Genomic DNA, 22562 nt, shown 5'->3' with positions numbered 1-22562 from the left:
TTCCGATGGCCGGGGTACATCATAGTGACCTACGTGAGCAACGGAAGCTTCGTGATCAAAAAATGACTTATTGAACTACCTCTAGAGAAAGAAGGTTTGTCATGAAAGTAGGAGTGTTAGCGCTGCAAGGCGCGGTTGCGGAGCATATCCGCAGCTTGGAGAAGACCGGCGTTGAAGCTGTAACCGTGAAGCACACCGAACAGCTTGCTGAGCTGGATGGACTGATCATTCCTGGCGGCGAAAGCACGACCATCGGCAAACTGATGCGTAAATACGGCTTTATGGATGAGATTCGAAGCTTTTCCGGACAAGGTAAACCGGTATTCGGGACCTGTGCCGGACTGATCGTGATGGCGAAGGAGATCGAGGGCGGCGAGGAAGCTCATCTCGGACTGATGGATATCAAGGTATCGCGCAATGCGTTTGGACGTCAGCGTGAAAGCTTCGAAACCGATCTTGACGTGAAGGGACTTGAGGTTCCACTGAGGGCGGTATTCATTCGGGCCCCGCTGATCACGGCAGTTGGAGAAGGGGTAGAGGTGTTGTCGACTTATCACGATGAAATTGTGACGGCACGCCAGGGGCATCTGCTCGTTTCGTCGTTCCATCCGGAGCTGACTGACGACTTCTCGCTACATACGTATTTTGTTGAGATGATCAAGCAAGCCAAGCAGCCGTAAACAGGCCTTGACTCCTTTGCGGGTTGAGGTTTTATCTGTTTTACCGGCGTTTTGAACTTCCGATAGCAGCCTTTCCGTCCGCGGGTCTCCCCAGATGAAGGTCGGCAGGTCTGTGCGGGATCATTCTAGGAGGGACTACTCATGTTAGATGTGAAAATCATGCGAAATGAATATACACGCGTTGAGGAAGCGCTGAAGAATCGGGGGAAATCGCTGGAGCTCATCTCCGGTTTTGCGCCGCTGGACGAGAAACGCCGGGTGTTGCTTCAAGAAAGCGAAGCGCTCAAAAATCGCCGGAACACCGTCTCCGCAGAAGTTGCACAGCGCAAGAAAAACAAGGAGAACGCCGACGAGTTAATCGTAGAGATGCGCGAAGTCGGAGATCGCATCAAGGAGCTGGACGAAGAGGTTCGGACGCTTGAGGTGAAAATCGACGAGCTGATGCTCTCCATTCCGAACATCCCTCATGCAAGCGTACCGGTAGGCGCTTCGGAAGAAGATAATGTCGAAGTTCGCCGTTGGAGCGAGCCGCGGAACTTTGAGTTTACTCCGAAAGCGCATTGGGATATTGCAGCGGACCTCGGAATTCTTGATTTTGAAGCCGCAGCGAAGGTGACCGGTTCGCGGTTTACTTTTTATAAAGGGTTGGGGGCTCGCCTCGAACGTGCGCTCATTAACTTTATGATGGACCTGCACAGCAACGAACATGGGTACGAGGAAATGCTGCCGCCTTACATCGTTAATCGCGACAGCTTATACGGAACGGGCCAGCTACCGAAGTTCGAGGAGGATCTGTTCAAACTATCGGGCGCCAGCGACTATTATTTGATTCCTACGGCTGAGGTGCCGGTGACGAACTATCATCGGGATGAAATTCTGAATGCGGAAGACTTACCGCGCAATTATGTGGCTTACAGCTCCTGCTTCCGTTCTGAGGCTGGTGCAGCTGGCCGCGATACCCGTGGTTTGATTCGTCAACACCAGTTCAACAAGGTGGAAATGATCAAAATTGTTCATCCGGACAACTCTTATGACGAGCTGGAGAAAATGACGAACAACGCCGAGCGCGTGCTGCAGCTGTTAAACCTGCCTTACCGTGTGCTTGCGTTGTGTACGGGCGACATGGGCTTTACGGCTGCCAAAACGTACGACCTGGAAGTATGGCTTCCGGAGAGCGGGTTGTACCGAGAAATCTCCTCTTGCTCCAACGTGGAGGACTTCCAGGCCCGCCGGGCGAACATTCGGTTCCGTCCGGAGCCGAAGGCGAAGCCGGAGTTCGTGCATACGTTAAATGGCTCGGGACTAGCGGTTGGACGCACCGTGGCTGCGATCCTGGAGAATTACCAGCAGGAAGATGGCAGCGTGGAGATTCCAGAGGCGCTGCGCCCTTATATGGGGAATTTGCAGAAGATTACCAAGCGTAATTAGCTTGCGTAGCGGCAAGCGATATGGTAGAATCTGATTTGTTACGCTAAATCGGATTCACCTTTGGAGAGGTACCGAAGCGGTCATAACGGGGCGGTCTTGAAAACCGTTAGGGTGCAAGCCCACGTGGGTTCGAATCCCACCCTCTCCGCCATACGAGAATAATCAACCGATTCCTGAAAGGGAGTCGGTTTTTTTGTGTATGGCGAAAGGTGGGATTCGAACGGGCCGTGAAGCGGACATGCCCTAAGGCATGTCCGTAGGCCCCGGCGTGATAGTCGCACAGCATTGCTGCACTTGTGCGGCTACGTCCGACGGAGCGAATCCCACCCTCTCCGCCATACGAGAATAATCAACCGATTCCTGAAAAGGAGTCGGTTTTTTTTGTGTATGGCGAAAGGTGGGATTCGAACGGGCCGTGAAGCGGACATGCCCTAAGGCATGTTCGTAGGCCCCGGCGTGATAGTCGCACAGCGTTGCCGTACTTGTACGGCTACGTTCGACGGAGCGAATCCCACCCTCTCCGCCATACATCGATCATCCAGAGAGCAGAGATGCTCTCTTTTTTCATGCATAACGGAGGCCCTTTCTTCGCAAATTAACTCTGTTGATCAAATCAAGGGAGGCATTATTCGTTATGACAAAACCGCAAACCTACCAAACCTCGGGCTCCGGCAACGGACAGAATCGCGAACGCCAACGGAACGAGGGCAAAGGCGGACCTGAACCGCTGTCTGGTTCAAAAAAGGCGAAAATCAGAAAACAAGACGGTAACTTTAACCCGGAAGGATAAGCTCTTATCGGAAGGGTTACCACGAACCTTGCCCTAGCCTCGGCTGGGGTTTTTTGCCGTTCAGATGCACGGTGTTTATCAGATTTAGAGCAAGACAACAAGCGGAGAAAATGTCATAATAAAGGTTAGGGTGTGTTCTTATACGGGAACATGAATTTTTTTGAAAGAATGGTGAGAGGGAAGAACTATAAAACATACTGAAAGGATCGTGATGCCATTTGAACGCGGTTAATCCAAATCAACTGATTCCACCTACAGCAACCCAAGTACGCCAACATAAACAGCGTACGCTGAAGAGCAACTTATTCAGGTCTATGTTTATTGTAGTCGGAGCGATTATCGTCTCCGTTGCGCTGGAACTATTTCTGGTACCTAACAAAATTACGGACGGTGGCATAACCGGTATTTCCGTAATGACTTCCTACTTGTCGGGCTTCCCGCTCGGGGTTTTCCTCTTCCTTTTCAACCTCCCTTTTCTCATTGTCGGCTACAAACAAATCGGCAAGACGTTTGCCGTATCCACCCTGCTGGGCATTACCGTGATGTCGGTTGGCACGGCGCTGCTGCACCCGGTTGCTGCTTTTGTCAGTGATACCTTACTTGCCTTTGTGTTTGGCGGCATTTTACTTGGTTTAGGCACCGGTTTAGTTATTCGCTTTGGCGGATCGCTGGACGGGACTGAAATCGTGGCCATTCTCATTTCACGAAGAACTCCGTTCTCGGTTGGCGAGATCATCATGTTCTTCAACTTCTTCATCCTGCTCGGTGCAGGCTTCGTGTTTGGCTGGGAGCGCGCGTTGTTCTCGTTATTAGCCTATTATATTGCCTATAAGACCATCGATATCGTCGTAGACGGTTTAAACGAGTCGAAATCGGTTTGGATTATCAGCGACCAGATCGATGAAATCGGCGATGCGATCTTAAGCCGTTTGGGACGCGGCGTTACGTATTTGTCGGGAGAAGGCGGTTTTTCCGGCGACCCGAAGAAAGTGATTTTCTGCGTCATTACCCGCTTGGAAGAAGCCAAGCTGAAGGAAATCGTGAATCATTACGATGAAAATGCATTTTTGGCAGTCGGAAATATCCATGATGTTAAGGGCGGACGTTTCAAGAAGAAAGCAATTCATTAGTTCAGCGGAACGTATTCCGAAATCCTTGCAAATGGTTTATGATATGTTATTTTAGAAAAATTTTGCTTTTACTGAGGATGAATGGGTAGGAGAGAGGAGAAGGTATGTTTAAAAAGTTATTGACGTCCTGCTTGCTGGTCATGCTGTCTGTCATGCTGGTCTTGGCCGGCTGCAGCAGCAAGAAGGAACCGAAGGAAGCCTTGAGCAGCGCAGCTGTGAAGGCGCTTGAGATGAACTCGTACGTGTTGGAGAATCAAATTAAGATCTTGGATTTTTCCGTTGAAATGGAAGAGGCAGAGTCCCCGGAAGTGGGCGCCGTATTATCCATGCTGAAGAACGCTGAGATCAACATCAAGCAAATTTTCCAGAAGGACCCGATGCAAGCCGAAGCAACACTGGAAGTCAAATTGACAGGGGATATGACGACGACAATTACGATTCCGCTCGTCGTGACGCCGGAGAAATTGTACGTTAAGGTACCAAGCATTCCGTTCCTGCCAATGCCGGAGTCGGTGACTGGGAAATTCCTGGTTCTCGACATGAAAGAGCTGGCGGAGCAGAGCGGCGAGGAGTTTAATCCGGACCTGTTCAATCCGGAGAAGAGCCAAAAGCTCAGCACGGAATTAATGGGAGCTTTATTTGCTGAGTATGAATCCGGAGCTTACTTCACCAACATCGATCCAAAAGAGGCTTCGTTGCCGGAAGGTTTCAAAGCGAAGCAGGTGGTCCAATTCGCCATTACGAATGACAATGTAAAAGAAGCGGTGACGATTCTGGTGAATCAAGCGTTGCCGAAGATGCTGGATATATTGTCCAAAGAAGAATACCGTTCGATGTTGCAGCTGACGCCAGAGGAACTTGAGCAGGCGAAGAAAGAACTGCAAGAAGGCAACCAGGACGAACTGGGCAAAGCGTTGGACGAGATGAAGAATCATCTACAAATCAACAATTTCACGGTGGATACCGCGATCGACGAGAACAACTACCCGGCGTATTACAACGTTCAGGCAGATGTCGCCGTAAACGATCCGGAAACGAAGGAGAACATCAAAGTTGCTGTCCAAATGACCAGCCGCTTTACTCAAATTAATGAGAAACCGGCCTTTGAAATCGGCATTCCGACAGACACGCTGACTTTGGAGCAGCTACAAGAAGAAATGGGCCAGTTTGGCTATTAAGCTTAAGCGTACGATTCAAACATTGTGCATAAACGATAAGAACCTTCAGTTCCATGATCTCATGGGGCTGGAGGTTCTTGTCGTTACAGTAGATTTTATTTCTTCCGAAGCCGACGGAAAAACTCGGTTAACAACGAGGCGCAATCTTCCTGCAGGACGCCGGCTGTGATATCGGTGCGGTGGTTAAATCGCGCTTCCTGCAGCAGGTTCATCAAAGTTCCGGCGCAACCTGCCTTCGGATCCGGAGCACCGTATATCACATGAGGAACGCGGCATTGGACGATCGCGCCTGCACACATCGGGCAAGGCTCCAGCGTGACGTAGAGGCGGCAGTGAAGCAGTCGCCAGGCCCCGAGATGCTCGCTGGCCTCGCGGATCGCAATCATCTCGGCATGGGCGGTACCATCGTGGGAGCTCTCACGGAGATTGTAGCCACGTCCAACGATGTCGTCACCTCGGACGATGACCGCACCAATCGGCACTTCGCCTATGGCTTCCGCTTTGCGTGCTTCACGTATAGCCTCTGCCATCCAATGCTCGTGAGGATAAGTTGAGGGTGGCGGTTCAGGGACTAAAGGAAATGAGGATGGCATGTGAACAAATCAACTCCTTATCAGCGTATCCACAAGTCTTGTCCAACGAACAAGCATTCGTTGTTAACATGTTGTGGGTAACATTGTGCATAACCGCTGGATTATCCCCATTATTATACACATATTATCCCAATGAGCTGTGAGTATGTTAATATCCTGTGGATAACTATCGTATGACGGACCCTTTTCTTTGAGTCTTATGGACCAGACGAGTAGGCATTTCTACATATTGTAGGGAAACGAACTGGGAATTTCAACGTCTTTGCAAAACTTGTCGTAAAAGGTATGATGGATTTAGAATTTTTTACAATCCCATATATATCCATAAAAATAGCTCTAGGGGTGGGATAAACGCTTGACTATAAAAACAAAGCTTGCTTTGATTATATCTTGTTTTGCGCTAATTATCCTGTCTCTGAATATCGTGCTAAGTTATTTTACGGTACGGGATAATTTGCGCCTGGACAGCGAAGCGAACATGATGCTGACGGCCAATCAAATAGCCATTTCTGTCGAACAAAGTCGGTCGGTATATAACTATGTCAAGCTCACGTTAGGCGGCAAAATGAGCAGCGATATGACGGATGCGATTCTGACCATGACAAGCCCGGAACGGGTTTCCCAAAAATCGTTAGGTACGAATCCTAGTCTGATGGAGATAACGGGGATTGACCCGAATCGCTTGGATGAGAGGCAATTGTTGTTTGGAACGTACCGATATAAGAATGATCAGGTATTGAAGCGTTCCGTTGCGGAGGCGATCTCCCAAAATCGCAGTTTGTTGGTGGATACACGCATCAACGGCAAGCGCGTCCTGGAGAGTTATGTCCCAATTACGAACGGAGGAGAGAAACCCTACGTTATTCGGATCGTCTCCAGTTATACCCCGATCGCCGAAGCGATTGCCAAACAGATGATCAGCCAACTGATCGTATCCTTTTCCTTGCTCGTATTGATGATCCTGGGGAGCTACGGGATGGCCGGAGGTTTGATCCGTCCGATCCGTCATATTTTGGACCAAGTGAATGTATTAGCTTCGGGTAAGCTTGAGACCCGGCTGAAAGTCGGCAGTTTTGATGAACTCGGACTGCTGGCTCATAAAATTAACATCATGGCTGACAATCTGGGCCGTCATACCGCCGAGATGAAGCGGAAGAACGAAGAGAATCGGTCGATGAAGGAGTATCTGGAGTCAATTATCAGCCAGACCGCAGATGCCATCCATATTACAGATATCAAGGGTCAGGTCCTGCAGGTGAATGCCGCTTTCGAAAGGTTATACGGCTGGCGGAGTGATGAAATTGTCGGGAACGTTCTGGAATTTCTCCCGAATTCCGAGATGGACGGAAGGTTGATCTGGCGTCCGGAAACCGACGTAATCGCTACCGCCGAATCGGTAATCGCCGAAACCGTCCGATTGCGGAAGGACGGCAGCCCTGTGGAAGTAAGCATTAGCGTGTCCCCTATCTTTGACCAAGCGGGAAAAATCACCGCACTGATCAGCATTTCCCGGGACATGACGGAACACAATAAAATGGAAGACCTGCTCCGGCGCTCAGAGAAATTGACGACCGTCGGACAGCTTGCTGCCGGGGTGGCGCATGAAATTCGCAACCCGCTGACGACGTTGCGCGGATTTCTTCAAATGCAGCAACGAGCCCGAGTAGTTAATATCATGCATACTGATGTGATGCTCGCGGAGCTGGACCGGATTAATCTCATCGTCGGTGAGTTTCTCATTTTAGCCAAGCCGCAGGCGGTGCAATTCCAGACCAGGGACGTTCGTTTTACGATGGGCGACGTCGTGTCCTTATTGGATAGCGAAGCTCATTTACATAATATCGTATTCGAGGTTCATTTCTCCCCCAGCCCAATTCTGGTACACTGTGAAGAGAACCAATTGAAGCAGGTATTCATCAACCTGTTGAAGAATGCGATGGAGGCCATGCCTAAAGGCGGAAGGATCCTTCTGCAGGTAGAGGAGGACGACCAAGGGCAGGCCGTGCTGCGGGTGATCGATGAAGGCGAGGGGATCGCCAAAGATCGGCTCCAGAAGCTTGGGGAGCCGTTCTATACGAACAAGGAGAAAGGGACCGGACTTGGATTGATGATCAGCCAGCGAATCATTGAGGGACATCGTGGGACGCTGAAGATCGACAGCGAGCTCGGACGAGGAACGGCTGTAACTATCACCCTCCCGCGCGTGCAGGAGGAGGAAGATCATAACGAAGGGGCAGCAGATATCGCTAAATGAGGTGGGCTGCTAGACCAAGCGGAGGGACCGAAAGCATCATCATGAGGATTAATAAATTTATTAGTGAAACGGGATTTTGTTCTCGGAGAGAAGCGGACAAGCTGGTCGAGTCGGGCCAGGTGACCATAAACGGCGTCAAAGCGGTTCTGGGCAGCCAGGCAGAGCCAGGGGACGACGTTAGGGTAAATGGGCGTCCTATCGAGACCAAGCGCTCCAAACACGTGTATATCGCTTTAAACAAGCCGGTGGGTATCACCAGTACGACGGAAGCCCATGTGAAAGGCAATATCGTCGATTTTGTCGGGCATTCGGAGCGGATTTTTCCGATCGGACGATTGGATAAAGACTCGGAAGGACTGATCTTGCTAACCAGCGACGGTGATATCGTCAACAAGATATTACGTGCGGAGGGCAAGCATGAGAAGGAATACATCGTCACGGTGGATCGGCCGATTACACCCAGCTTTGTGAAGGCGATGAGTGAAGGGGTTAAAATTCTCGGCGAAATGACGCTTCCGTGCAAAGTGACGCGGATCTCGGACCGCGTATTCCGAATGATTCTGACCGAGGGCAAAAACCGTCAGATCCGCCGCATGTGCAGCGCCCTAGGTTATGATGTCCGGAAGCTTCAGCGCATTCGGATCATGAACATTCACCTGGGCCAGCAGAAGATCGGTACATGGCGCGATTTAACCGAGCAAGAGAAGCGAGAATTGGGCTTATCTCTGAACTACGAGCTTACTTAACGTACGATAACAAAGAAGGACAGGCTTGCCTCGGAGGAGGAGCCTGTCCTTTTGCGTCTTACTCGTGAGCAGCCGTTACGCCCAGCTGCTCGCTGCTGTCCGCATATTTACGGATGATCGAGACCTCGACCCGGCGGTTCTGTGCCCGCCCGACCGCGGTATCGTTGCCGGCAACGGGGTGGTATTCGCCGTAACCGATCGCACTAAATTTTTTCGGATCCAAATTCGTGTTAATCAGTAAAATCTTCATGAAATTCAAAGCCCGAACCGAGCTCAGATCCCAGTTGGACGGAAATTCATAGGTTGAGATCGGAACGTTGTCCGTATGTCCGGATACGATGATCTCATAGTCGGGGAATTTCTGCAGCATGGTTGAGATCGCTTTGGCCAACTGACGGGCTTCCGGCTTGACCACGGCTTCCCCGGAAGCGAAAAGCGCTTTGTCGCTGATCGTGATCATCAGTTGGGATTGATTCAGCTTGGTCTCCAGGTCGTCGGTCAAACCGTTTTCTTTGATATAGGTATCAAGCTGTTTTTTCAAAGCCTCTAGGTTTTGCTGTTCCTGGCGCTTCAGTTCGTTCTTCTTGGTCATCAAGCCGTCCGAGGAGGGCTTCGGTAATTCACTGTCGCTGTTGGATGTCTTGGTGTTGCTGGACATGGCGTTTTGATCCAGAACTCCTGATCCGCCGGTCAGCACGCTTTGAAACGCTTCGCTCATCTCCTGGAATTTCTGGGCATCGACGGTACTCATTCCGAACAAGACAATGAACAAGGCGAGTAGGAGCGTCATCAAGTCGGAGTAAGGAAGCAGCCAGCTCTCGTCGTTATGTTCTTCGTGATCCTGATGCTTATTCTTTTTGCTCACCCTCACCCGCCCCCTTTTCTAGAATTTCCGCTCGTTCGGCAGGGGTTAAGAACACGGCAAGCTTCTGTTGAATCGCGATCGTGGATACGCCGGATTGAATCGACAGCAGGCCTTCCACCATCATCAATCGAACTTCCATTTCCTTCTTGGACAGACGTTTTAATTTATTGGAAATCGGATGCCATAATACGTAACCGGTGAAGATACCAAATACGGTGGCAATAAAAGCGCCCGAAATCGCATGCGACAGCTTCTCGATGTCACTCATATCGGACAGGGCGGCAATCAGGCCGACCACGGCGCCGAGTACCCCTAGCGTTGGCGCGTACATCCCTGCTTGAGAAAACATCAATGCACCGGCTTTATGACGCTCTTCCGTAGCAGCGATATCCTCTGTCAGCACGTCTTGCACGAACTCTTGGTCGTTACCGTCGATAATCATCCGCATGCCGCCACGCAAAAAGTCATCATTGATCTCTTCGACCTTCGCTTCCAGAGCCAGCAGGCCCTCACGGCGGGTAATCGTCGCCCATTCCATGAACAGGGTGATCAATTCCGCTTTGCTAATCATTTTCGGCTTGGCGACCGTCAATTTGAGCAATGTCGGGAATTTCTTCATTTCCGACATTGGGAAGGCCATGAAGAGCGTGGCCGCCGTCCCGACAAATATAATGACAAAGGCTGCTGGGTTAGAAACCAGACTTTCGATCGGCGCGCCTTTCAGAAACATCCCTAAAATAAGGGCGACAAATCCGAGAATCAAACCAATAATTGTTGAAATTTCCATTGTACACCTCGTCCTTGAGAGAAATTGAACCCTTTCCTGGCCTCCCCGCATCCTTGCGGAAAGAGGCGTTCCTGCACAGACTGAAACGATTAACTATTTTATCGACAGATTTCCCTTTTTTTTTAAGTGGTTTTTTCCGGTATAATAAGAATACGGCCGGAATGGAGAGGCCGAAAGGGAGGATATCGCAGTGGGCGTAAAACACGGCAGAGATTATGAATTTATTTTGGCTGATTTGACGAACGCGGTTGGCCGGATTCAAGATAGTTATCTTTTCTTCGAAATGGAGCCCTCGGAGTGGGAAGTATTATCCGACGCAGATCGGAACGAGGTGCTCGAAGCACTGGCCGAAGATTTGTTCTTTGGGCTCGGTACGGAGCCCATGATTGAGGTAGGGAGTGCGATCGTGATCTATGATCCTGAGGGCCACCGCATTAATTTTCTTATCGGAGATGCAGAACTGACTTCAGTTTCCTTGATTTGAACCTTTAGTTCCATCGCTGCTAGGTCCATCAGTGGCCGGTACGCATGAAGGTATGGGTTGGAGAATACAATAAATGGAGACGGGGCTAGGACAAATCAACTTCAGATCCTGGTGCGTGACGGGGATGCTTACATATACAGGAGTTCTTGAAGAGAACGGGGAGGAAGAATAATGCCGTTTACACCGCAAGAAGTAGAAGCACATTTGGAAAAATTGGATGGCTGGGAGCTTGAAGAAGGACGATGGATTTTCCGCAAATACACGTTCACCAACTTTATGAAGGGAATCGCGTTTGTCGATGAGGTCGCGGCGATCTCGGAGGCGTTTAACCACCATCCCTTTATCACGATTGACTATAAAACGGTAACGCTCCGTCTGACCTCGTGGGAGGACGGTGGCATTACGGCCGTTGACATCAAAGAGGCGCAGCAATACAACGAGGCCTTCGAGAAGATGCGCTCGTGAGATTGATTGACTAGGCATAAGAACGGATAGGTATGGGGAAAAAACGCCCGCCGGGAACATAAGTTTCCCGGCGGGCGTGCTTTTTGAATGCCTTTATTTTTTCTCCGCAAGCCACATGGCGACGTTGGCGATTTCCTCTTCTTTCAATCGATCCTTGAACGAAGGCATCATGCCGCCCTTTCCTTTGGTGATAATCGAGTAGAGTTGGTCCGCGGACAATTGCGAGCCGATCTTCTGCAGATTCGGGCCTGCTCCGCCTTGCAGCGTATCGCCATGACAGGAAATGCAATTCGCTTTGACGGTGGCTTCAGCTTGTTCCGCATTCATTGTGATTTCAGGCAATTGCGGTTTGGCTTCTTGCTCGGCCTGTTCCCGGCTTGGCAAGGTAAACATCAATACCAGGGCTAAAGCGCCTGCGATGACGAACAAACCGCTCATGATCCACTTTTGCATTCCAATCGCCCCTCCTATGTATGCTACCTATCCATTATAACGGAACACGCGGTCCGATCATAGTCTTTGTGTCAAAATTAGGAACAAAAATAATTACATTCGCCGGAAATATGTGCCTTATCTCATTGCGTTGCTCGAAGTGAGGTGTATAAAGGGGCTTGCCCTTATTCAGGCAGCCCCTTGTGCACCATGCAGTAAAACGGTTTGGACACCCCGCCGGGCGTCATCTTCTCGTAAAGGTCGGTAATGACGAATCCGGCCTTTTGATAGGCCCGAATCGCTCGGGTGTTCCAGGTGAGCACCTCAAGGTCGATTTGATTGTCCGGTTTGCGGTGCCGGGCTTCCTCTACGATGGTTCTTACGAAGAGTTTGCCTAGTCCATGACCGCAAAGATCAGGCTTCATGCCGATGCCGAGCCGGGTCACCCCCTCCATCGGGAAGTATTGGGCAAAGCCCGCCAGCTCGCCGGCTTCATTCAACACGGAGACATACTGCTCGGCACGGATTGCCGGATTCCCAAACTCTACATCGAGCGCTTTCATTTGATCCCAGGGCAGCCAGCTGTAAATATCGTAAGGGGAATCGTAACGCCAAGTGCAAATTTCCGCGCCATGCGGTTCTTCCATTGGCACGATTCGAAACGTAGACTTCGCTTGATCCATATTGCCCCTCCTTTGGTAGAGGTAAATCCGTCGTAGTTTCTTCTATTACCCTCACAATAGCCGGATTTACGCAGCTTGTAAAGGCCTTTGCCGATAGGAGGGAATTCATGGATTTTCAGCGGATTTCCAACTTTCCGGTAACCTTTTTGCCGGACGTCTCGTTATATAGATAAGGCCACGAACATAAAAAGACCGCAAGCTGTTCCGAGTCGGAAACGCGGCTTGCGGCGAGAGACAATGAACTTGACGAATCCCGGGTGATCAGGATTCCGTAGCGTAAACAGAATAACCGTATTTACTGAGAACACGCTTCGCGCCAACGTAGCGGTTCTGGTAGTAGCTGTTGCTTAACTTGTCGATGCGGATGCCTTTGGATGAGGACGCGTGGGCGAATTCCCCTTCGCCAACGTAAACACCGACATGCGATACCTTGCCGGTCCCCGTGGTTTTGAAGAAAACGAGGTCACCTGCTTGGAGTTCTTTCTTCGATACCGGCGTCCCTTGCTTATATTGGGCGGCCGACACGCGCGCGAGCTTGATGCCCATTTGGCTGAACACATACCGGGTAAAACCGGAGCAATCGAATCCCGTTGTCGTGGTGCCCCCAAATTTATAAGGCGTCCCGTATACGGAATCTACGATACTGGCTAGCGGCGTTGTTTCCGTGGCTTCCGCGTCGGCAAAGGCGCTCCCTGCCCCCAAGGTGAACAGAAGGGCCAAACTCGTTACCGCTGCTGTCAAAGTCTTTCTCAAGATGTCATACTCCTTCCAAGGCCTACGAGGTTAGCTTATGGATTCGGTTGAAGGTTCCCTATGATCTCACTATATAGGTAGGTTAAATAGTTATCTTCAGATCACGAAGCAGCTCAAGATGAGGATTCGGCATCGAATCTTGAATTCAGCCGGGCCTTCCGCTGCTCACGTAGCTTTCAGCTACGCTGCGCTGCTCAGCCCCTAGCTTCATCCAACCTTCTCGGTGCTCCAAACCTGACTATTTAACCTTGATTGGAAAGGCAGTTCAAAAAGGCTTCTTTCCATCACGAAGCAGATCAATTCACCCTTTGGTGGGTCCCCCGTTTCCCGGGTGCCTGGGAATTCGGCATTTCATTGTAGGTTGCACCCAAGATGCTGCACAAGAACAGTTACAAGAATCATTACAAAGTTGTTACTATTTACGTTTTTCATTTTACCAAAGGCGTCCAGAGTTGACAAGTTTGTAGGGAAAAAGGCTTCTTTTGGCCTGTTTTGACGAAGGATTTCGTGGGTAATGGTTCCTAAGGAGCGGAGCGAGGGGAAAGAAAAAACCCGCAGAGACGTTGTTATCAACATCCCCACGGGCTTCGTGGTTTTACTTATTGAACATCATCGTGCTCAGCAACTTCACCGGTCACATCTTCATACTTGTCGTTGCTCATGATCCGTTTGGCTCCAACGTAACGCTCGACGTAATACTTATCGCTTAATTTGCTGATGACTACGCCCTTGGAGGAGGAAGCATGAGCAAATTTGCCGTCGCCGACGTAGATGCCGACATGAGAAATGCCTTTACCGGAAGTATTGAAGAAGACCAGATCGCCGGCGATCAATTCGCTTTTCTCAACGGCGGTTCCCATTTTGTATTGGGATCCGGATTGGTGAGGCAGCTTGATGCCGATTTTAGAGAAGACGTACATGGTAAATCCGGAACAGTCGAAACCGGCTGTGGTGGTTCCGCCGGAAACGTAGTCGCTTCCAAGCGCGCCGTCGATTACGGTGTCCAGTTTGGAATCGGCGAAAACGCTACCAGTTCCAATGGTGAAAAGCAATGCAAAACTTACTGCTGCTACAGTCAAACGCTTTTTCAAGAAGTTATGCTCCTTCCAATGCCTACGAGGTTAGCTTAAGGATTCGGTTGAAGGTTCCCTATGATCCCTCTAAAGCGAGATCAATTCACCCAAAGTGGTTCCCCCGTTTCCCTGGCGAAGGGAATTCGGCTTTGATTTCACACCTGAATTTACATATTCGACATCTGGCGTCATTCTCCTGCCAAAGATGACAAAAATAATTACAAAACTGTTACTGAAATTGCGTTGCTGTTATTGTAACAAAACCAGGTATCTTTTGGCAATGGTTAATTCACAAGATTAAGAGGGGAAATAGGACTCAAGGCCTCCGCCAATTGGCGAAGGCCTTGATTTTTCTGGGGGTTGGGGGAGTAAAAAAATTTTAACTTTTTTGTGTTTTTGACTGCCAAAGATGAAATTGAGAGGCCATCTTCCAGACTTTGAATGTGCTGCGAAAAAGAGGATACGTCTGCTGCAGAATGAGGGCAAGCATACCGGTCCAAAACCAAGAAGCTGTCCCGAACAGGAAGAAGAGAATTAGTCCGAAAGACCCGAGAATGGCAGAGATCGAGACGGCTTGCAGGAGGCTCCGAAAGCACATCAGCAGGGAGTTCCAGACGCCAGCTTTGAACAAATAGCCGAATTGGGCAAACAGCAGGCATTGTCGGATGAGCCAGCCATAGATAAACCAGCCTAGAATTAAGCCGAGCCCGACCAGCCAGGTTGTGGTGGGTGTTTCAACCCCCGCCAGTCCTGGCCAAAGGGATATTAGCTTCGGCACAATCCAGAAGGCCGGTAGCAACGTTAACATAAGCTCCAGCGCATAAAACAGGATTACCGGCCTGCCGAATTCTTTCATTCCCCGGAAGAGTGGGAAGCCCGGGCTCCGACTTTCGGACGGGATAAAACCGTAGAATATTCCGGCCTGAATCAAAGGGGTTAAAATCATGCGCAGCACCGCCATCCCCGCCAACAGCCAGCAATACAGCCGGACATCCGGATTGCTCCATAAATTGATCTGCCCCTCCAACAGGAACAGAATTCGCGACAGCGCGGTGGGCGGCGGGTCAGGGTATCTTTGCAACAGTGCCGTCACCGCCGTATCGACCAATCGGTAGAGGAACAATCCCCATAACAGTTGATACAGGAACAAGATGATGACTGAGGGAAATTGGCTTTTTAGGGCGGTCCACCCCAAACGAACGAAACTCATTTCTTTCCCTCCTTTAGAGGTGAATTAACAAAACTTTACTCATCGAGCCGGCCTTACCACAGAAACGTTCCGAGAATCGCCTCAAGTAGCTTGGTGACGCTCATGTTGGAGCGGGATAGCGTGGAATTCGGAACTTCCGCTTTTAAGTAGTTGTTGATGTGCATATTCTCCACCGTTAAAGTGTAATCCGGATCGATTTGGACCCAGGCCAACGGCGCTTTATATTGCAGCTTGATCTCGATGCGGGCGTCTTCTCCGTTCCATTGCTTGCGAGTGGTGTGTCCGTCTGTGAAAGTGAACAGCAGTGGGACCTTCGGATGCGTCGCCCCTTTGCGGGAGAAGATCACGCTCGATTCGTACAAGCGGTTCTCCTCCTGGACGACCGGAGTAACTTGAATTCGGTCTACCGCAAAATCAGCCATTTTTCCGTCATAGACGTATTGTTGAAAATAAGACTTCCAGCTCCGGCTGGTCACTTGCTCAACGACCCGCTGGAAGTCAGCCGTTGTCGGGTGCTTGAACCGGTATTTATGACTATAGGTGCTCAGAATCCGCTTCATGGTCTTACTGCCGACCTGCCGCTCGATATCAAGCAGGATCAGCTTGCCGCGATAATACGCGTTTTTGGCGTAACCGTCACCGGAGCCGTACTTCCAGGCGTTTTGAGTCAGCGAAGCCGGGGAGGTAATCAAGGCGGATTGGATCGGAAGATTCGGGGCGATCCCGAATTCCTGTTCCATCAGCTTATCCTCCGCATAGGATGCAAAGGCCTCGTCTAGCCAGGCTTCCTCGAACTCATTGTTGGCGATCATCCCGTAGAAAAACTGGTGGGCGATTTCATGGATGACCGTCCGCTCCAGCTCGTCGTAGCTGGGAGAATCACTGGCAGCTCCGAACGCCGTCACCAGGGTCGGATATTCCATGCCGCCTGCACCGTTGCCGTTGGCCGGCGGTACGACGACCGTCAGCGTGGAGTAAGGGTAGCGGCCATACCATTTGCTGTAGTTGGCCAGCGCCACCTTGGCGGCATAGAAGTAACGTTCTTTCAGGTCCTTGTGGGTGGGATCAAGATATAGCTTAATCCGCACGCCCGGAACCTCCGCGGATGAGAACGGCTCTTCCGCATAGATGAAATTCGGTGAAGCCGACCAGGCGAAATCGTGAACGTCGTCGGCGTAGAACTGTACGGTCTTCCGCCCGTCCTTTAACACCGCTTTTTTGGTCTGAAAGCCGGTTGCCGCCACGTTGTACGTTTCAGGGACGTTGATTCTTACGCTAAAAATCCCGAAATCGGAGTAAAATTCCGAATTTCCGTGATACTGGTGGAGGTTCCAACCTTCCGACGTCCGCCCCCGGGTACCCACCGGCTCGTACACGCTGATCTTTGGAAACCATTGTCCCGCCATGACAAAATCGTCAGCCACACCCATTCTGGCGAATATTTTAGGCAGCTTTACGGTAAACTTCATCCGCAGCGTCAGGCTTTCGCCGCCTTGGACCGACACAGGTAAGCGCACCTTGGCCAAGGTTTTGTCCTTCGAGTTGCCATCGTCGGGCTGGACGTATTGAATCCGATGAAGCAGGGAGATGCCGTCGGTCGTCCGCAGCTCGGTGATCTCCATGGATCCCCAACCGTCCTTGGGCATAATGTCGCCCCGGAGCTTCCCGCCCGATTCCTTCATAAAGGTCGTATCTTCGGAAGAAAACGCATTAGGGTACAGATGCAAATACACTTCGTTAATCGTTTTTTTGCCGGGATGGGTCCAGGTCAACGTCTCCGAGCCGGTCAACGTACCGTCCTTCTCGTTTAGCGTGACGTCGATGTGATATTCGGCGACCCGATTGCTGAGCACTTCGGCGGTCGGTTGTTGAATGCTTTCGACCTGTGGCGACGCAGGGGTTTGTCCGGTTTTTTGGACCGCTTTGGGCCCCGCCTTAGCCAGGACGAAGGAAGTCAGCGAATCCCCGCCTCCTCGCAGGGTCAGCCAGGCGGCTCCGAGGGTGAGGCACAAGGCAAGGATGGAAATGCTGTAGACAATAGTACGTCGGGTCATACAATGGATACCTCCCGTTGACAAGCATCTACAGCATGTATATGTTTGCAATTGGAAGATTATTAGCTAAAATTGAGAGGTAGTTCAAAAAGTCGTCTTTTGATCACGATGCGGTTTCTAGAGGCCTAATCGACATCGAATCTTGGACTCAACCGGGCCCTCCGTTGCTCACGTAGGTTTTGCCTACGCTGCGCTACTCGGTCCCTAGTTTCATCCAACTTTCTCGGTGCTGAAAAGCCAACTTTTTGAACTTTGAATTAAGGGTAGGGATTATCCTAAAGTCGCTTTGTTTCACGATGCGGTTTCTAGAGGCCTAATCGACATCGAATCTTGGACTCAACCGGGCCTTGGATGATGAGGCGGCAGGTTCGCGGGAAAATGGAGGGAATTATGGATCAGACACCGAAATCGGGTAAAAAGATTTTTGCCCTCAATATTATCAGCAATGAGGAGAAGAGCAAACATAAAGGGTTTGGAGCGGGCTCAATCGATTTGAACAGCATGTCCCCGGTTATTATCGATGGGGATGAGGTGTACATCGATGTTGGGGCGATGCACGCCAAAAGTAAGGTGGAGAAAGGCATTAAGTTCTCAACGAACCGCGAGGACGTTCCGAATGGTCGGCAGGTCTGGATCATTTGGGTGGCGGTGGACCGCGGCCCGGAAGGGCAATTTTACGGTGGGATGACGGCCTGTGAGATGTGGATCGACACGGAAGCGCGCCGCGGCTGGAAAATTCTCGCCGACCATGTGAATAAAATGGATTACGCGCTGAAGCGCAGAGTGGTCTTGGACGGGTTAGGCGACGAGCAGAAGGCTGGGCTGAAGCGGCTGCTGATCGAGACCAACGCCGAATGGTGGGACCGCTCGCCGGAAGAGTTAAAGGCGGCATTGGAAGCGTAACGGAATAGATGAAGCTCCTAATAGAAGAGCCCCTCCGATTTGATGCCGGAGGGGGCTCTTTTTTAGGTAGTGGGGTGGAAAGGTTGCACGAAATACAACGATTTGCGAACCTCAAACCTGTTAAAGGCTACGGTCGGTGGTTGCTTCCGTTTCTTGAAGCTGCCAAACCTCGGCCTGCTTGTCAATGACCGATACATAAGGGTTACCGCGGAAGTAAAACCGCCACGGCTTCGCCGCATACTCTTCGGCATAGGCAATACCGATACGCGGAGCCTGCACGATGACCTCTTCCGCTCCCGATTCCCCCGGCACCGGTCCGCCTTCCAACCATAGCGGTCCTCCGGGCTGATCGAGCGGCAAGCCGTTCAATGTCTTGGTGATGTCCAGCGCCCGGCACAGCTTGCCGGGCCCGCCGGACAGGTCAACCGGCTTGCGGGCGGCGGTGCCGCGATTGCGCCGCATTCCCGCTTCGTCCGCCGGGGATAAGGGCTCTACGGCCCGAATCAGCACGGCCTGCGGATCCCCCTCCGTGCCGGTCACGACATTCAGGCAGTTATACATGCCGTAAATCAGATAAATATAGGCTGTCCCGCCAGAGCCAAACATGATCTCCGTTCGCGCCGTCCGGCGTCCGCCATGAGCGTGACTCCCCTTATCCTCCACGCCGCCGTAGCTTTCGGTTTCCACGATACGGCAGCGGATATCGCCTTCTTCCGTGCGGCGAACGAGCGTCTGCCCAAGTAGAAGGGGGGCGGCCTCCAGGGCCGTCATTCGATAAAAAACCGGGGGCAGCGGCGCCCCCGGTTTGATCTGTTCCAAGATAGGGTCCATAGATAAGGAAGTCTCCTTCACCATATTTCTACTCCGGTTCGCTTCCTTTATCGTAAGAACTTTTGCATAAGTTGTCCAACCCCAGCCCTTTAGTCCATCCACCAACGCTTCAAGTCGTTCCACCAGGAATGGCTTTCCTTCTTCTCCTCCTCGGCTGGAGGCGGAAGCGGTTCGGATTCACCCTCCCCATGTGCGGTGCAGAATTCCGTTGGCTCGGTCCCTTGAACGAACACTTCCAGCTTCTTATCCGGGCAATCCTTCGTGGCCAGCAGCCCCGTTTCCGGATCAATATACACACTGACCACCCCATCGGGGATCGGAAAAATCTTCGGTGGTACCTTTTCCAGCGCCTTCTCCGTGTACTTGGCGAAGATCGGCGCAGCTTTCCGCGATTCGGTTGTGCCCAGCGTTTTGCCTTTGTCGTAGCCGACCCAAACCGCCGTCGACAGCTCCGGCGTAAAGCCGACGAGCCAGGCGTCCGTGCTGGTCGTTCCGGTCTTACCGGCGACAGGCCGTTTAATTTCGTTCGAGACGCGGTTGCCCGTGCCCCCGGTTTCAAACACGCTTTCCATCAGATGCGTCAGCACGTAGGCAGCGGAGGGCTCGACGACCTGCTCGTTTTTGGCTGGCTTGGCTTCATATAACACGCGTCCGCTGGCATCGGTGATTTTCAGCACCGCCACCGGCTTGACGCTGCGGCCTTGATTGCTGATGACGGCGAACGCCGTAGCCATCTCGAACGGACTGACCGGCGATGTGCCAAGTGCCAGCGAAGGCACGGGTTGTAGCGAGCTGGTTATGCCCATTTTTCGTCCCATCTCGATGACCTGCTCCGCCCCAATCGTTAAAATCGTATTGACGGCATAGATATTATCCGAGGCCGCGATCGCCTGGCGCATATCGATATCGCCCAAATACTTGTCGCCAAAGTTCTTGGGGCTATAAGTTTTACGGTTGTCGTCATAGTGGAACAAGGTCGGCTGGCTGCTGAACTTGCTGGCGCTGGTCATTTTTCTCGAAGAGAGCGCCGTTAGATACATGATCGGCTTAAAGCTGGATCCGGGCTGGCGAGCCCCGGCAAAGACATGGTTGTATTGACTCTCCCTATAATTCGCGCCGCCGACCATCGCTTTGACGTAGCCGTTGCGCGGATCGATAGAGATCAGGGCCGCTTCCAGCTCCGGGGCGCTCCCAAGCTCCGAGGCGACCGCCGTCTCCGCTGCCTGCTGCGCATCGGGATCCAGCGTCGTATAGATGTTGAGCCCGCCGTGTTCGAGCAACGTCTCGTCGAAGCCGAGTTCGCCGACCACCACATTCCGAATATAATCGCGGAAATACGGGGCTTTATCGGTTGGGCTTTGCTGCTTCGGCGATTGGAACTTCAGCAGGGTTTCGTAAGCTTGATCGGCTTCCTGCTGCGTGATCTCGCCGGTGGTGACCATTGCGGACAACACGGTCCGCTGACGGTCCTTGGCGTTCTTCATATGATTGAACGGCGAATAATAGGTGGGGCCTTTCGGAACTCCGGCCAGGAGCGCGCTTTCCGCAAGACTTAGATCCTTGGCCGGCTTGCCGAAATACATCTGAGACGCGGCTTCAATCCCATACGCGCCGTGCCCGTAGTAGATTTCGTTCAAGTACATACGTAGAATGTCGTCTTTGGAATATTTCATTTCCAGCTGAGCGGTGTACATCGCTTCCTTGATCTTCCGCGACCAGGTCCGTTCATGCGAGAGGTATAAATTTCGTGCCAGCTGCTGGGTTAAGGTACTAGCTCCCTGAACGGTACCCATTTCCTTGAGGTTCACGAGAGCGGCCCGGGCCATCCCCTTCATATCGAAACCGAAATGATTGTAAAACTGCCGGTCCTCCGTCGCCAGCGTCGCCTTAACGAGCCAGGGTGAGATGTTCGACAACTCAACGCTTTCCCGGTTCTTCCCGCCATCGGAGAACACGGCGATCGTCTCTCCTTTGCTGTTGATCAGCTGCGAGTTCCGGTCTGAATCGGCGAGCGGTAGCTCAGCCTGCCACAAGTAAAGCAACAGGATGCCGGCGGCGCATAGGCCAAGTAATCCGGCGCCGAGGGTAAGCTTAAACAGCAGAAGCCACGAACGGCGAGGTTTACGCTTATGTTGATGTCGGTCACTGCGAACGAGTTTCTGCACGAGGGACTCTCCTTTCCAATCCTAAAACAAATCCGTGCTGCGGTTATCTTTGTTTTAGTATGGGAAAGTTTGGGAGAGATCATTCACGCCAGGAGCGGCAGAGGCACCGATTTCCCGGGAGATGTGTTATTATTTTTTCGTTTGGTACAATATAGGGAATGAAGTTTTGGCGGAAAATACAACGATCTTTATGAAAGAAGGTTGAGAGAATGGAATTATGGTTTACGGAGAAACAAACGCCCGTATTTGGGATTACCGCAAAAATACGCGAAACCCTGGTCACCGAACAAACTGAATTTCAGGATTTGGCGATGCTGGACACAGAGGAATTCGGCCGCATGCTCGTCCTGGACGGCATGGTTATGACGACGATCAGGGATGAGTTTGTGTACCACGAAATGGTGGCGCATCCGGCGCTATTCACCCATCCAAGTCCGAAGCGCGTGCTCGTGGTTGGCGGCGGGGATGGTGGCGTCATTCGCGAAGTGATCAAGCATCCAGAAGTGGAGCAAGCGGTATTGGTGGAAATCGACGGCAAGGTCATCGAGTATTCCAAGAAGTATCTGCCGGAAATCGCCGGAGAGCTGGACAATCCGCGGGTGGACGTGCAGGTGGCTGACGGCTACATGCATATTATTGAAAGCAAAGATCAATACGACGTTATCATGGTCGATTCAACCGAGCCGGTGGGCCCGGCGGCGCCATTATTCGAGCGGGGGTTCTATCAAGGAATTTACGAAGCGCTGAAGGACGACGGCATCTTCGTGGCGCAAACCGACAACCCTTGGTTTAAAGCGGATCTGATCCAAAAAGTAAATCAGGACGTCAAGGAAATCTTCCCGATCGTCCGCGTTTACGGCGCCAATATTCCGACTTATCCCAGCGGGCTGTGGACGTTCACGATGGGGAGCAAGGTCCATGATCCGCTCCAAGTGGATGAGACGAAGATTCCCGAGTTGGACACGAAATACTATACGCCGCGAATCCATAAGGCGGCCTTCGTGCTGCCTAAATTCGTGGAAGATCTCGTGAAGTAAAGGAGGGGACTAATTCGGGAC

The 22562-nt window shown here is 51.6% G+C and carries 22 protein-coding genes, 1 tRNA gene and 1 riboswitch; of the genes, 12 read left to right on the top strand and 11 right to left on the bottom strand.

Annotated elements, in window-relative coordinates; translation table 11 throughout:
* Nucleotides 1-101 precede the first annotated feature (101 nt).
* The 6 genes from pdxT to IM700_RS20630 all read left to right on the top strand — a co-directional run bounded on the left by pdxT (nt 102) and on the right by IM700_RS20630 (nt 5206).
* Nucleotides 102-680 carry a pyridoxal 5'-phosphate synthase glutaminase subunit PdxT gene (gene pdxT / locus IM700_RS20655; protein ID WP_155608661.1) on the top strand — a complete coding sequence of 193 codons (579 nt, stop codon included), beginning with the start codon at nt 102-104 and terminating at the stop codon, nt 678-680.
* A 141-nt stretch (nt 681-821) separates the two neighbouring features.
* The gene (gene serS / locus IM700_RS20650) at nt 822-2108 is read left to right on the top strand and encodes a serine--tRNA ligase (protein ID WP_193418717.1); all 1287 of its coding nucleotides are present in this window, start codon (nt 822-824) and stop codon (nt 2106-2108) included.
* 62 nt (nt 2109-2170) lie between these two features.
* Nucleotides 2171-2259, top strand: a tRNA-Ser gene (locus tag IM700_RS20645).
* Between the two features lie 483 nt (nt 2260-2742).
* Complete coding sequence (locus tag IM700_RS20640) at nt 2743-2898, top strand: small acid-soluble spore protein P (RefSeq protein WP_155608663.1); 156 nt, start codon at nt 2743-2745, stop codon at nt 2896-2898.
* A 314-nt stretch (nt 2899-3212) separates the two neighbouring features.
* Nucleotides 3213-4028: a YitT family protein gene (locus IM700_RS20635; protein ID WP_239484092.1), complete on the top strand. Its 816-nt coding sequence runs from the start codon at nt 3213-3215 to the stop codon at nt 4026-4028.
* A gap of 104 nt (nt 4029-4132) precedes the next feature.
* Nucleotides 4133-5206, top strand: coding sequence for a hypothetical protein (locus IM700_RS20630; protein ID WP_193418719.1), 1074 nt, complete (start codon nt 4133-4135; stop codon nt 5204-5206).
* 95 nt (nt 5207-5301) lie between these two features.
* Here the strand turns inward: IM700_RS20630 and tadA are convergent, their stop codons facing one another.
* Entirely contained in the window at nt 5302-5799 is a 498-nt protein-coding gene (gene tadA / locus IM700_RS20625; RefSeq protein ID WP_193418721.1) for a tRNA adenosine(34) deaminase TadA, read from the bottom strand.
* Nucleotides 5800-6154: 355 nt separating this feature from the next.
* Here tadA and IM700_RS20620 point away from each other — a divergent pair, with 355 nt between their 5' ends.
* Both IM700_RS20620 and rluF read left to right on the top strand, forming a co-directional pair.
* Nucleotides 6155-8053, top strand: a complete 1899-nt coding sequence (locus IM700_RS20620) for an ATP-binding protein (RefSeq protein WP_193418723.1) — start codon at nt 6155-6157, stop codon at nt 8051-8053.
* 41 nt (nt 8054-8094) lie between these two features.
* Nucleotides 8095-8799 carry a 23S rRNA pseudouridine(2604) synthase RluF gene (rluF, locus tag IM700_RS20615; RefSeq protein WP_193418725.1) on the top strand — a complete coding sequence of 235 codons (705 nt, stop codon included), beginning with the start codon at nt 8095-8097 and terminating at the stop codon, nt 8797-8799.
* 58 nt (nt 8800-8857) lie between these two features.
* On the opposite strand, the gene motB is transcribed toward rluF, so the two are convergent.
* Nucleotides 8858-9664 carry a flagellar motor protein MotB gene (gene motB / locus IM700_RS20610; protein WP_193418727.1) on the bottom strand — a complete coding sequence of 269 codons (807 nt, stop codon included), beginning with the start codon at nt 9662-9664 and terminating at the stop codon, nt 8858-8860.
* The gene (gene motA, locus IM700_RS20605; protein ID WP_155608668.1) at nt 9648-10451 is read right to left on the bottom strand and encodes a flagellar motor stator protein MotA; all 804 of its coding nucleotides are present in this window, start codon (nt 10449-10451) and stop codon (nt 9648-9650) included. Before motA ends, motB begins: the two co-directional genes overlap by 17 nt.
* A 190-nt stretch (nt 10452-10641) precedes the next feature.
* Between motA and IM700_RS20600 the strand changes: the two genes are divergently transcribed.
* Nucleotides 10642-10935: a hypothetical protein gene (locus IM700_RS20600; protein ID WP_193418729.1), complete on the top strand. Its 294-nt coding sequence runs from the start codon at nt 10642-10644 to the stop codon at nt 10933-10935.
* Between the two features lie 171 nt (nt 10936-11106).
* Nucleotides 11107-11400, top strand: a complete 294-nt coding sequence (locus IM700_RS20595) for a 4a-hydroxytetrahydrobiopterin dehydratase (RefSeq protein ID WP_155608669.1) — start codon at nt 11107-11109, stop codon at nt 11398-11400.
* A gap of 93 nt (nt 11401-11493) precedes the next feature.
* On the opposite strand, the gene IM700_RS20590 is transcribed toward IM700_RS20595, so the two are convergent.
* The 6 genes from IM700_RS20590 to IM700_RS20565 all read right to left on the bottom strand — a co-directional run bounded on the left by IM700_RS20590 (nt 11494) and on the right by IM700_RS20565 (nt 17605).
* Nucleotides 11494-11853, bottom strand: a complete 360-nt coding sequence (locus IM700_RS20590; protein WP_155608670.1) for a c-type cytochrome — start codon at nt 11851-11853, stop codon at nt 11494-11496.
* Nucleotides 11854-12017: 164 nt separating this feature from the next.
* A complete protein-coding gene (locus IM700_RS20585; RefSeq protein WP_193418731.1) occupies nt 12018-12515 on the bottom strand; it encodes a GNAT family N-acetyltransferase in 498 nt (165 codons plus the stop codon).
* A 261-nt stretch (nt 12516-12776) separates the two neighbouring features.
* Nucleotides 12777-13268 carry a C40 family peptidase gene (locus tag IM700_RS20580; RefSeq protein ID WP_193418733.1) on the bottom strand — a complete coding sequence of 164 codons (492 nt, stop codon included), beginning with the start codon at nt 13266-13268 and terminating at the stop codon, nt 12777-12779.
* Between the two features lie 599 nt (nt 13269-13867).
* Entirely contained in the window at nt 13868-14359 is a 492-nt protein-coding gene (locus tag IM700_RS20575; protein WP_155608673.1) for a C40 family peptidase, read from the bottom strand.
* A gap of 4 nt (nt 14360-14363) precedes the next feature.
* Nucleotides 14364-14500, bottom strand: a riboswitch (cyclic di-AMP (ydaO/yuaA leader).
* A gap of 220 nt (nt 14501-14720) precedes the next feature.
* Nucleotides 14721-15551 carry a hypothetical protein gene (locus IM700_RS20570; RefSeq protein ID WP_155608674.1) on the bottom strand — a complete coding sequence of 277 codons (831 nt, stop codon included), beginning with the start codon at nt 15549-15551 and terminating at the stop codon, nt 14721-14723.
* A gap of 53 nt (nt 15552-15604) precedes the next feature.
* Nucleotides 15605-17605, bottom strand: coding sequence for a M1 family metallopeptidase (locus tag IM700_RS20565; protein ID WP_193418734.1), 2001 nt, complete (start codon nt 17603-17605; stop codon nt 15605-15607).
* Nucleotides 17606-17995: 390 nt separating this feature from the next.
* On the opposite strand from IM700_RS20565, the gene IM700_RS20560 reads away from it, so the two are divergent.
* Entirely contained in the window at nt 17996-18508 is a 513-nt protein-coding gene (locus tag IM700_RS20560) for a YwhD family protein (protein WP_155608676.1), read from the top strand.
* Between the two features lie 120 nt (nt 18509-18628).
* On the opposite strand, the gene IM700_RS20555 is transcribed toward IM700_RS20560, so the two are convergent.
* Together IM700_RS20555 and IM700_RS20550 are read right to left on the bottom strand one after the other, a co-directional pair.
* On the bottom strand, nt 18629-19339 hold the full coding sequence (locus IM700_RS20555) for a DNA-3-methyladenine glycosylase (RefSeq protein ID WP_193418736.1): 711 nt from the start codon (nt 19337-19339) through the stop codon (nt 18629-18631).
* An 89-nt stretch (nt 19340-19428) separates the two neighbouring features.
* Entirely contained in the window at nt 19429-21504 is a 2076-nt protein-coding gene (locus IM700_RS20550) for a PBP1A family penicillin-binding protein (RefSeq protein WP_193418738.1), read from the bottom strand.
* Between the two features lie 209 nt (nt 21505-21713).
* Here IM700_RS20550 and speE point away from each other — a divergent pair, with 209 nt between their 5' ends.
* Nucleotides 21714-22541 (top strand): polyamine aminopropyltransferase, encoded by an 828-nt coding sequence (gene speE, locus IM700_RS20545; protein ID WP_155608678.1) that lies wholly within the window; start codon nt 21714-21716, stop codon nt 22539-22541.
* Nucleotides 22542-22562 lie beyond the last annotated feature (21 nt).

This window comes from Paenibacillus rhizolycopersici, assembly GCF_014947195.2.
GTDB lineage: Bacteria > Bacillota > Bacilli > Paenibacillales > Paenibacillaceae > Fontibacillus > Fontibacillus rhizolycopersici.
This window is presented reverse-complemented; position numbering and strand designations above follow the sequence as displayed.